The organism is Maribacter sp. MJ134 (assembly GCF_003970695.1).
In the GTDB taxonomy this organism is placed as follows: Bacteria; Bacteroidota; Bacteroidia; order Flavobacteriales; family Flavobacteriaceae; genus Maribacter.
In genome coordinates, this window is the sequence record NZ_CP034570.1 from 2,418,942 (window position 1) to 2,430,429 (window position 11,488).

Annotated in this window: 9 protein-coding genes; 1 reads left to right on the forward strand and 8 read right to left on the reverse strand. The window is 40.4% G+C overall.

What is annotated here, in order from left to right:
• Nucleotides 1-39: 39 nt before the first annotated feature.
• On the forward strand, nucleotides 40-1,740 hold the full coding sequence (locus EJ994_RS10475; RefSeq protein ID WP_126592379.1) for a GMC oxidoreductase: 1,701 nt from the start codon (nucleotides 40-42) through the stop codon (nucleotides 1,738-1,740).
• Between the two features lie 83 nt (nucleotides 1,741-1,823).
• Here the strand turns inward: EJ994_RS10475 and EJ994_RS10480 are convergent, their stop codons facing one another.
• The 8 genes from EJ994_RS10480 to EJ994_RS10515 all read right to left on the reverse strand — a co-directional run bounded on the left by EJ994_RS10480 (nucleotide 1,824) and on the right by EJ994_RS10515 (nucleotide 11,415).
• The gene (locus EJ994_RS10480) at nucleotides 1,824-2,804 is read right to left on the reverse strand and encodes a Gfo/Idh/MocA family protein (RefSeq protein WP_126592380.1); all 981 of its coding nucleotides are present in this window, start codon (nucleotides 2,802-2,804) and stop codon (nucleotides 1,824-1,826) included.
• Nucleotides 2,805-2,842: 38 nt separating this feature from the next.
• Nucleotides 2,843-4,243 carry a glucuronate isomerase gene (uxaC, locus tag EJ994_RS10485; RefSeq protein ID WP_126592381.1) on the reverse strand — a complete coding sequence of 467 codons (1,401 nt, stop codon included), beginning with the start codon at nucleotides 4,241-4,243 and terminating at the stop codon, nucleotides 2,843-2,845.
• 9 nt (nucleotides 4,244-4,252) lie between these two features.
• Nucleotides 4,253-4,921 carry a bifunctional 4-hydroxy-2-oxoglutarate aldolase/2-dehydro-3-deoxy-phosphogluconate aldolase gene (locus EJ994_RS10490; protein WP_126592382.1) on the reverse strand — a complete coding sequence of 223 codons (669 nt, stop codon included), beginning with the start codon at nucleotides 4,919-4,921 and terminating at the stop codon, nucleotides 4,253-4,255.
• 77 nt (nucleotides 4,922-4,998) lie between these two features.
• Nucleotides 4,999-6,039: a sugar kinase gene (locus tag EJ994_RS10495; protein ID WP_126592383.1), complete on the reverse strand. Its 1,041-nt coding sequence runs from the start codon at nucleotides 6,037-6,039 to the stop codon at nucleotides 4,999-5,001.
• Nucleotides 6,040-6,156: 117 nt separating this feature from the next.
• Nucleotides 6,157-7,575, reverse strand: coding sequence for a purine-cytosine permease family protein (locus EJ994_RS10500; protein ID WP_126592384.1), 1,419 nt, complete (start codon nucleotides 7,573-7,575; stop codon nucleotides 6,157-6,159).
• 12 nt (nucleotides 7,576-7,587) lie between these two features.
• Nucleotides 7,588-8,739 (reverse strand): alpha-hydroxy acid oxidase, encoded by a 1,152-nt coding sequence (locus EJ994_RS10505; protein WP_126592385.1) that lies wholly within the window; start codon nucleotides 8,737-8,739, stop codon nucleotides 7,588-7,590.
• Nucleotides 8,740-8,750: 11 nt separating this feature from the next.
• On the reverse strand, nucleotides 8,751-10,124 hold the full coding sequence (locus EJ994_RS10510; RefSeq protein WP_126592386.1) for an FGGY-family carbohydrate kinase: 1,374 nt from the start codon (nucleotides 10,122-10,124) through the stop codon (nucleotides 8,751-8,753).
• Between the two features lie 10 nt (nucleotides 10,125-10,134).
• Nucleotides 10,135-11,415, reverse strand: a complete 1,281-nt coding sequence (locus EJ994_RS10515) for a sugar isomerase (RefSeq protein ID WP_126592387.1) — start codon at nucleotides 11,413-11,415, stop codon at nucleotides 10,135-10,137.
• Nucleotides 11,416-11,488 lie beyond the last annotated feature (73 nt).

Sequence of the window (11,488 nt, forward strand, 5' to 3'; positions counted from 1 at the left end):
TTCTAATTTGTACTTTTAGTAACACTCAAACACTAAAGAATGCCTTTAAAAAATCCAGAAACTGAATTTGACGCCATTGTAGTAGGAACAGGAATTAGCGGCGGTTGGGCTGCAAAAGAACTTTGTGAAAAAGGGTTAAAAACCCTTGTGCTGGAACGTGGCAGAATGGTAAACCACCTTTTGGATTACCCGACCATGCACCAAGACCCTTGGGATATCCCAAATGCAGGCGTTCTTACCGCCGAACAAAAGAAAGACTATAGCAAGCAGTTACGGTGGCGGCTGGACAATACTACAAAACACTTTTTCAATAACGATTCTGAACATGACTACGATGAAGTAAAACGTTTTGATTGGATCCGTGGCACACAAGTTGGAGGCCGCTCTTTAATATGGGGAAAACAAACTTATCGCTGGTCCGACCTAGATTTTGAAGCCAATGTCAAAGATGGAATAGGTGTGGATTGGCCCATACGTTACAAAGATGTTGAGCCTTGGTACACCTATGTTGAAAAACATGTGGGCATTAGTGGTGAAGCTTTAGGATTACCTCAGCTACCGGATAGTGTTTTCCTTAAACCAATGGAGCTAAACTGTGTGGAAGAACATTTAAGGAAGGGAATAGCGGACCATTATGAGGATCGTGTTCTGACAATAGGAAGGGTGGCACATATCACAGAGGGAACAAAACCTGGTGCAGGAAGAGGAACTTGTCAGCACAGAAATAGATGTAAAAGAGGCTGCCCATATGGAGCCTACTTTAGCTCTAACTCTTCTACCATTCCCATGGCCGAAGCTACCGGGAATATGACCTTAAGACCAGACTCCATTGTATGCGAAGTGTTGTACGATAAGAACAAAAAGAAAGCCACAGGCGTTAGAGTAGTAGATGCCAATACAAAAGAAATACTAGAGTTTAAAGCTAAGGTAATTTTCCTTTGTGCATCATCAATGGCCTCTACCGCTATTCTAATGCAATCCAAATCCGATGCATTTCCTAATGGAATGGGTAATGCGAGTGGAGAGCTCGGACATAATATTATGGACCACCAACTGGGTGCGGGCGCATCGGGGAAAATAGATGGCTACGACGATAAATACTATAAAGGCAGGAGACCCAACGGCTTCTATATCCCTAGATTCAGAAATCTGAACGCAAAATCTGAAAAAGTTGATTTTATTCGTGGATATGGATATCAGGGAAGTGCTGGAAGAAATGATTACAGTACTGTAATTCCAGAATACGGCTATGGTAAAGAATATAAAGACGCCATGCTGAAACCTGGCGGATGGCGCATAAACCTTGGTGGATTCGGTGAGGTACTACCCTATCACGAGAATCAAATGACCTTAAATTATGACAAGTTAGACCAGTATGGCCTTCCTACAATCGTTTTTGATGCTGAATTTAAGGAGAATGAGAAAAGAATGAAGAAAGATTGGATTGTTCAAGCACAGGAGATGCTTGAGAATTCAGGTTTCAAGGACGTTAGAGCTACTAAGAGAGACTCTTATATGGGCGGTGGAATCCATGAAATGGGAACGGCACGTATGGGGCATAACCCTAAAACCTCAGTACTCAATAAACATAATCAAATCCATGAAGTACCCAATGTTTATGTAACGGACGGTGCATGTATGACCTCTTCTGGAAACCAAAACCCTTCACTGACCTATATGGCCTTAACAGCAAGGGCGGCTGACCATGCGGTAAAGGAATTAAAAAAGAGAAATATTTAAACTTAGCCTTGGTTTTTCCACTTAAACCGCTTAGATATATCTATTTGAGTCTCCTACAACTGAACTGGAAATAAAAATTTACTCTAAGAAAAGCGCCCGCAGAGTTGTTCCATGGTCTTCATGACAACTAACCCGTCTTGTACCGGACATGGATTCTCTGTTTTGTCTAAAAGGTAATCCACTACGGCTGTAATCATAGGTTGTTGTATATGTTTCGGATTTTGGAATGGGAAGCTTTTTTCACCCTCCTTATTTTTTAATTGAACCTCATCCCCATAAAATGAGAAATGGATGCTACCCTCGGAGCCATAGATAATACATTCGTCCTTCTGGTCTTGCTCGGATGCGGTAAAATTCCAAATTCCCCTGAACTGAACCCCGTTTTCAAAACGGATAATTCCATTTACCACATCATCTACTAATGCAGCTTTATCATCAGCGCTAGAAAACCCGGAGACGGCGTCAATAGCTCCAAAATAATGATACATTAAATCGATTTGATGCGGAGCGATATCGTAAAAATAACCGCCACCCGAAACCTCAGGATTCAATCGCCAGTTGTCTTCGGTATCGGCAATTATGTTTGATTTTTTAGGTTGTAGTATTTGAATATCGGCACTCGAAACCTTACCGATAACGCCTTCATTCAAAAGTTGTTTTACCTTTAAGAACGCTGGTAGTTTTCTTCTATAATGAGCTACGGTAAGTTTATGCGTGGTATCCTTTAGAGCCTCAGCAAGGATTTTGGCCTCCACAAAATTTAAGGTCATCGGTTTTTCTAAATAGACATCCTTTCCGGCATCCAAGGCCATTAGGGTGTACTCCAAATGTGTTGAGGGCGGTGTAGCGATGTAAACCGCATTGATCGCCTTGTGCCTTAATAATGCCTCTACCGTATCATAGTGAAAGGGAACCTTATGACGTTTCGCAAAATCTTCGGCTTTAGTTTTGTTACGTCGCATGACCGCAACCAACTCCGAATGTTTTACTTTCTGAAAAGCGGGACCACTTTTTACCTCGGCAACATCACCACATCCGATGATACCCCATTTTACAGTTTTCATGGTATTACAAGTTTTGTTTACGATTCTAAACTACCCTGCTAGAGTCCAAAGTAGTCTTTTGCATTATGATAACAGATATCGCCAACTATTTTCCCCAGCCACTTTTCGTCTGCCGGAAGTTCACCGTTGGCCACATCTCTACCAATTAGATTGCAAAGAATTCTTCTGAAATATTCGTGTCTTGGAAAAGAAAGGAAACTTCTAGAATCGGTAAGCATCCCAACAAAACAACTGAGTAAGCCCATATTGGAAAGGGTATTGATTTGCTTTTCCATACCATCTTTCTGGTCTAGAAACCACCAAGCCGAGCCAAACTGCACTTTACCCTTAATACTACCGTCGTTAAAATTCCCTGCCATGGTAGCAAAAACTTCATTGTAAGAGGGATTAAGGTTATAAAGTATTGTTTTAGTAAGTTCGTTTGTACTATCTAATTCATTGAGAAAGCCACTCAGGGTTTTAGCCTGAGGCAAATCTCCCATAGAATCAAAGCCAGTATCAGGGCCCAAATTCGCCAATAATCTTTTATTATTATTTCTTATAGGACCAAGATGAAACTGTTGAACCCACTTTCGCTTATGATATTCCCTACTTAAAAATAACAATATCTTAGCCTTGAAAAAATAAACTTCTTCGGGACTAAGGCTCTTCTTGTCCATAGCCTTTTTAAAAAGCACATCACTATTAAAGTTATCCTTATCAACATGGTACATTTGCTCCAGACCATGATCTGCCAACCTGCCTCCTACTTCATGGAAATAATCTATTCTCTGTGTTAAGGCCGATAATAAATCATCATAATTCTTTATCTCACTTCCTACAACGGCTCCTAGCTTTTCAACATATTGAATGTAGGAGACACTGTCCTCAATGGCATAAGCCTTATCTGGGCGAAACGTTGGAAATACTTTAGGTGAGATTTCCTGTTTACCAATATGTTTATGATGTTCCAAACTATCCGTTGGATCATCTGTAGTACATAAATATTCAACCTTTTTTTCTTGTAGTAAACCAACCGTATGATTAGACGGTTGCTGTAGCATAAATGCTGTACGGTCATATATCTCCTCGGCGTTTTGGGGCGATAATAAGGTATCGATATCAAAATAACGCTGTAGCTCTAGATGTGTCCAGTGATACAATGGGTTCCGAACGGTATATGGGACCGTTTCGGCCCATTTAAGAAATTTATCCTTATCTGATGCATCTCCTGTAATATACTTTTCGTTGATACCCAAAGCACGCATGGCTCGCCATTTGTAATGATCTCCTGCCAACCATACCTGGGTTATGTTTTTGAATACCCTGTTTTCCGCAATTTCATTTGGAGGTAAATGATTATGGTAATCTATAATCGGCAAATCCGCAGCGTACCCATGATACAGTTTTTTTGAAAACTTATTCTGCAGTAAAAAATCGTCCGTGATAAATGTCTTCATATTGAAATATTACGCACGTAGTTTTTTAATAAGTGCTAGAGTTGTAACCACTCTATTTTTTAAACCCTCATAGTCTTTATTGGCCAAAATATCCTTGCTAATCAATTGCGAGCCCATTCCTACGCAGGTAACACCGGCATCAAACCAGCCTTTTAAATTTGATTCCTCTGTAGACACCCCTCCCGTGGGCATAATATTCGTCCATGGTTGTGGCCCACGAATGGCCTTTACAAAACCTGGTCCGTAGGTTGAACCTGGAAATAATTTAATAATTTCACAACCCATTTCCTCTGCTTTATTGATTTCTGTCAAAGAACCACAACCTGGTGACCATAGTACTTTACGACGATTGCATGCAATGGCTATATCCTCTCTTAAAGAAGGCGTAACAATGAAATTTGCACCCATTTGCATAAACATACTCGCTGCTGCTGCATCTGTTATGGATCCAACGCCCATAATCATCCCGGGTAATTCTTCAATTGCATACTTATTTAATTGCGAAAACACCTCAAAAGCAAAATCACCCCGGGCGGTAAACTCCATTAATCTAGAGCCACCATCATAGCATGCCTTTAGAACATTTTTTCCCAAATCAATATCTGGATGGTAAAATAAGGGTACCATACCGTTTTCCTTCATCACAGAAGCCACTTCAATCCTTGAAAATTGTGCCATATCGCTATTTTTAAAAAATAACGGAGCAGAAAACCGCTCCGTTATATATACCATTAAAATACTATTTATAACTCAGTTTATCTAGCTACCCTTCCAGAGGCATCTCCGCTCATCAGCTTTTCTACCTCAGCAACTGTAGCTAAGTTTGCATCTCCCTTAATGGTGTGTTTTAAACAAGATGCTGCAACTGCAAAGTTAAGTGCATTTTGGTCATCCTCTGGATATTTCAAAAGTCCGTAAATCAATCCACCCATAAAGCTGTCACCGCCACCTACGCGGTCCACAATATCCGTAATTTGATATTCTGGAGATTTAAACATTGTTTTACCATCGTATAAAACTCCTGCCCAACTATTATGTGAAGCGGATATGGAGCCTCTTAAGGTAGTAATCACCTTTTTAGCACGAGGGAATTTTTTCATCATCTGCTCACAGACAGATAAAAAGGCCTCTGCCTTTACGTGTTCTCCCTGCGTTGTGATATCCAATCCCTCGGGTTTAATCCCAAAATGTTTCTCTGCATCCTCTTCATTACCCAGTATAATATCACAATACGAGGTAAGCTCTGTCATTATGGCCTCCCTATCACCACCATATTTCCAAAGCTTAGCGCGATAGTTTAAATCTGTAGAAATGGTAACACCCATTTCACTCGCAACCTTCACAGCTTCTAAGCAGGCATCCGCCGCTCCTTGCGAAATGGCGGGAGTAATACCCGTCCAGTGGAACCATTCCACCCCTTTAAAAACGGTCTTCCAGTCTATCATGCCTGCGGTAATTTCCGCGATAGCAGAATGCGCACGGTCATAGACCACTTTACTACCTCTACTTACCGCACCCGTTTCCAGGAAATATATTCCCAAACGATCTCCTCCATAAACAATATTGCTTGTCCCAACGTTTCGCTTGCGCATTTCCATTAAGGCACATTCGCCGATATCGTTTTTTGGCAATCGTGTAACGAATTCTACAGGAACACCGTAATTAGCTAGTGAAACGGCGACATTGGATTCACCACCACCGTAGACCACATCAAAACTATTGGTTTGAGAAAACCTTAAAAATCCAGGAGGGGATAAGCGGAGCATAATTTCTCCGAAAGTCACTACTTTTTTCATTCAATTTATTTAATTAATAGAAGGAGTTAATATTTAGCATTTAAAATTAACCTTTCTTTATTTTCATCCGGTTCACTATAGGGATTAAAAAAGTACATTCTTTCTAATCCAAAATTACTAAGCAATCTCAGCACTCTTTTGAAATTTTTTACTGAACAGTAAAAACAAGATTCCACATAAAAGCCATGCTGGTAAGGTAACAAAAGACAGAAAAACATCAAACTGAAGCGATATAAAATAGAACAATCCAAAACTAATCGCCCAAGCTAAAAAAACAGATTTATTAAATTTAAGATTTGCTATTTCGGCGTAGTTCTTTACAATACCCACTTGTTTATGAAAGAAATGTTCAAAGACGATAATGGCACCAAACGGAGCTAAGATAAATCCGTACAAGGCCACAAAACCCAACAATTTCATTGCAAACGCCGGAAATAAGCCGGCAACCGTTGCCACCGTTCCCGCTATTATGGTGACCCAAAATGTAGACACTTTAGGCATAATAGCCTGGAATGCCAATCCTGCCCTGTAGATGGTAGGGTTGGCGGTGGTCCATCCTGCTAAAACTACTGCAATGATTCCAAAAATACCGATGGCGTTATTGGCCAATGGTCCCGGTGCCACCGGAGGTGCCTCTCCACTAGATAAAAAGGCTTGTGCCTCTGGGGATTTCAAATAGACGGCGTACAACAAAGCTGCAGCTATCCAGGCCATATAATGACCTACGTACATCCCTGCGGCGGTTGTCCAACCAGCACTTTCTTTTTTTGCAAAACGGAATACCGATAAGTCGGACATGCCCACATGCATGGCCGCATTAGCGAACCAAGACCAGATAACAACATGCCAAAACGTATATTTTAACTGCCCTGGGAACGGTTCTGAACCCTCTCCCCAAATATTCCAAAAATCAGAAAAATTCTTTACTCCGAGTTGGTTCAAAGCCACTACGCCGCAGGCAATAAATGCAAGCACGATAACTGGCGACATCCAATTGGCCGCCTTTGAAACCGTATCGTAACCTTTGGAGGCAATTAAGGAAATTACCGCTCCAATAAGTATTACTATAATAACCCATGTAGCACCATTGGGTGTGGTATCCGTTAGTTTAGGCATTTCCATATCAAACGGAATACCAACAGCAGTGGCAGACACCGTTATCATTGCACCCGCTAGAAAACAGAACAAAATTCCGTTCGCTAAGTTATAACCGATGACTAATTTTTTTCCACAGATTTTTTCCAATTGGTAATAAAGCGTTAATCTATTTTCAACCGCAATCCTTGCCGTTAAAAATCGCCAACTAAGCACCGCCAATAAGTTACCCAACAATAGTCCAACAATTAAATCGAAGGCACTAACCCCTGCTGTTAGGAATAAGGGACCGATCATGAATTCCGTACCTGCTGCGTGTTCGCCTGCGTACATCCCAAGAAAACTTTTCCAACCTTTTAGTTTAGATTGTGGAATGGGTTCTCTCTCAAATTCCCCTCCCGCGATTTCCTCTATTTCTTCCTCGATGTTATGTTGGCTCATTTTAGGTTGGTTTTAGTTGTTTATCAAATGCTTGGGCAAGTCTTCTACACGTTCACAGCATAGTTGGTCCATGACCTGCTTAAACTGAGTTTTTAACATGGAAATAGTATGGTCTCCTCCTTGATTTCCAAGAGCACCACAACCGTAGAGAAAAGACCTTCCCATAAAGGTGAATTTGGCTCCAGTAGCCATAGTTCTAGCGATATCCGGACCTGAGCGCAGACCACTGTCCATCATTACCTCTATTTGGTCGCCATACTTGGCGGCAATACCAGCGAGTGAGTTTATCGTGGATTCCGCTGCATCTAACTGTCTGCCACCATGATTGGAAACGATAATACCATCAAAGCCTAATCTAATAGCGTCTTGCGTATCCTGTTCCGAAGCAACACCCTTCAATACCAATTTCCCTTTCCACTTTTCCCGTATGGGCTTTATTCTTTCTTCGTTTAATCGGCCAGAAAAGGTCTTATCCATAAATTGACCTAGTTGTTTAAGGTTTAAACCCTCTGGTGTATAAGGCCTAAGGGTCTCAAAAGTTGGTTGTCCGTACCTTAAGGTATTAAATGCCCATGTGGGTTTACCCAATATTTGCATGATATTGGTTACCGACATTTTAGGCGGTAAGGCCAAACCATTTCTTATATCCCTAGGGCGATAACCAAATGTTGGCACATCACAAAGCAGCACCAAAACCGGGCATTCTGCAGCGGCCGCTCTATTTATAATATCGTCTCTAAGACTATCCTCTGCAGGATTATAAAGCTGAAACCAAGCATTACCCTCTGTAAGCTCACTAGCACGCTCAATATTCATCGTGGTCACCGTACTAAGAATGAAGGGGATGTTATTTTTGAAGGCGGACTTTGCCAATATTTCTGGGGAATTGGGCCACATAAGGCCCTGTAACCCCACAGGTGCTATACCAAAAGGAGCGTCAAACTCCATTCCCATAACTTTTGTCTTCGTAGAACTTATACCTTTATTCCTGAGATATCTGGGTTGTAGTTGAACATCACGTATTTCTTTCGTATTTCTAGAAATACTAACGTCTTCGTTACAACCGCCGTCTAGATATTCAAATGCGAATTTTGGTATTCTTCGCATAGCCTTATTTCTTAAATCGTCCATGGACGGGTAATCGGGATTAAACTCCTTGGCCATATAGCAACTACTTATTTTAAAATGAAAGGAATATGTTTTTTTAACGAATAATTCTTCTTCAAAAACTTCGAATTGAGCTTAGCATCCGATATTGCAATCGCAGCCCCCAAGGCAGACCCTAAAGAGGAATCGGTTGTTCTTAACTCCATGTTTCTTAGATAGTGAGAAACAAGTTTTATATATACGTCATTATCACTGAAACCACCATCAATATAAAGCTTTTCGATGATATCGTCTCCTGCTGCAACTTTGATACTTTCTACCTGTAGCAAAACCAGTTCAATCATTAGTTGGTGGTAGGCATGTTCAAATTTATCATACCCAAATTTTGTTTCCGCAGGCATATTATTGTCTTCAATACTTTTCCATCTAAAGCAAAATTTAAAATCCTTTATAATGGCAAAAAAAGTATCATAATTAAAAGCAATGGACTTGTGAAAATCCTTTGAAACCTTAAAATAATCGGCCAGCTCCTTTACCTGTAAACTGTATTCATTACCCAGAAAGATGCGACTTGCCTTTGCAGGTTTTCCATTGATGCGCATATAGTTGATACAGTTCTTTTTAATATCTTCCTCAGAGAGCAACTTTTCCGAAAACGGATTCAAGGCGATACTCCAGGTTCCGGTCGACACCAAAATAAATTTCTTTTTAATACTTCTTACATAGGGAAGTAAAGCTGCCGAACTATCATGAATACCTACACCAAGCTTGATGCGCTTTCCATTATAGTTCATATTGATACTGGTCTCCGTAGAGACGATAGGGGGTAAAATATGGTCTAACCCTTCCTTGTAAATCCAATCGTGATAATCTTTCTTACTATAATTCCACATTGCCGTATGGCAACCTATACTCGTATATTCACTCAAGGGTATTCCCGTAAATACATAGCTAATGTATTGTGGAAGATGAAGTGAAAAGGCAATTTTCTTGAAAACATCTGGTTTCGTATGCTTTAACCAATATAATTGCATTCCAGAATTGAGCATACCAGAATCCGATGAACCTGTCGTTTTGGCAAATTCCTCTCTAGGACCGTACTTTTTATAGAAATCTTCAACGATTTCTTTATCCAGTGGTTTTGTGTAATTATATAAAGGCGTTAATACTTTTCCATTTTTATCCAAATGGACAAAACTGGCACCATAAGTAGAAAAATTGATGGCCGTGATATTGTGCTTGTCCGTCTTTAGAATTCTATCAAAAACTTCCTTTAACCACGTTTGTAAAGATGCTAGGTCTTCCGTTTCATGACCATCTTCATCTTTAATAGTTTCAAAACGATTATATTCTCTATACACTTCTTGATAATCCTTATCGAAGAGAAAGAATTTTTTATTCGTTTTACCTATATCAAATACTGCGGTTACGTCGGTTTTCATATGTGTTGCCTTATAGTCCGGATGCCACCGAGTTAGCGCCTCGCTCCTGTATTAGTTTTTTTCGTATTTCCAACTCCCTGTAAGCAGTTATTGGGTTTATCACCCCACCAGCGTTAAGTCTCGCTTTTTCCAACAAAGGTCTTACGTCCGTGCGGTACGCATCTTGTAGTATTTCTTGACAGGTAACCACATCATGGTTTAACTGTGCCTCTTGAAGTGCTTTTTGGTCTACTATTAAAGCTTTTGCATAAGCTTCTTGTATGGCCTCCAAAGATTGAATTAGATCTTCTAAAGGATCCTTAAGGTTGTGACTAGCGTCTATCATCCAAGCAGGATATGGATTCTGCGGATTATTCTCCATACCGTACACCAAGGCATTGAAAATTAAGAAAAGTGCGTAGGGTTTTACGCTACCTACGGTTAAATCATCATCTCCATATTTGCTATCATTGAAGTGAAAACCACCAAGTTTACCCTTTAACATTAGGGTAGAAACAATCTGTTCAATATTGGTATTGGGCAAGTGATGTCCTAAATCCACAAGTGTATACGCTTTATCGCCACAGGCATTGGCCAGCATAAAAGAAGTACCCCAATCCTGAATTACAGTACTATAGAAGTTTGGCTCATAGGGTTTATATTCTATAAAGAGTTTCCAGTCATCTGGCAAACCTTTATAAATTTCTTTTAAACTATCCTCGGTGTTCTGCAATGCCGCTTGAAAGTTGCTCTGTCCGGGGAAATTTGAACCATCGGCCAACCAAACGGTAAGACTCTTGGAACCTAACTTATCCCCGATTTTTATAACATCGATATTATGTGCAATGGCTTGCTCTCGGGAAGCCTTGCTTGTATTGGACAGGGAACCGAATTTATAACTATGTTCGGCATTGGCCTGATCTTGAAATGTGTTGGAATTTACCGCATCAAAAAGAATATTGTGCGATGAAGCCAATTCTTTTATCGCTGTATAATCATTGGGTACGTCCCAAGGAATATGTAAAGATACGGCACCTGCCGTTTGCGTAAGACGGTGTAAGATACCTACATCATCAATTTTCTGCTCCAAATTACTAGGCTCACCTTGAAATCCAAAACGCCCAAAACGCGTTCCACCGGCACCCAAGGCCCAGCTTGGAATGGCCACCTGAAATTTTGAGATTTTCTCTATAATTCCAGAAACATCCTTACCCTCTTTTGATAAGCTATCCGCTAAAAAATTAAACCTATCATTATGACCGGAAAGACTGTTCTTATTGACCTGTTCTAATTGATTTATATCTATTCTCATATCTCGTACCTCTCTTTTTAAAAATAAGCTTCCAAAGACGAGTGCCCTTGGAAGCTTAAGAAAACTAACTTAA